Below are 248 nucleotides of genomic sequence, written 5' to 3'. Positions count from 1 at the left end.
CAATTTACAGCGATTGGAACTTTTTCAGATGCCAGCACCCAAGATCTCACCAGCTCTGTGAGTTGGTCATCATCAAGTATTGCAACGGCAACCATTTCTAATGTATCGGGAAGTAATGGTTTTGCCACTGGGGTGGCTTCCGGTACTACCACGATTACCGCAGCATTAAGTGGTGTAACAGGTTCAACAAGTTTAGCGGTGACGAATGCGACTTTAGTTTCGATTGCAGTTAGCCCAACTAACCCATC

The 248-nt window shown here is 46.0% G+C and carries 1 protein-coding gene; it reads left to right on the top strand.

Features of this window, described 5'->3' with window-relative positions; genetic code table 11:
* Positions 1 to 248 (top strand): Ig-like domain-containing protein (locus tag Lgra_RS17520; RefSeq protein WP_157068268.1); only part of this gene is annotated, 248 nt, incomplete at both ends.

It is taken from the genome of Legionella gratiana (assembly GCF_001467695.1).
In the GTDB taxonomy this organism is placed as follows: Bacteria; Pseudomonadota; Gammaproteobacteria; order Legionellales; family Legionellaceae; genus Legionella; species Legionella gratiana.
The sequence above is the reverse complement of the archived record's forward strand: the minus strand, read 5'-3'. Positions and strand labels throughout refer to the sequence as shown.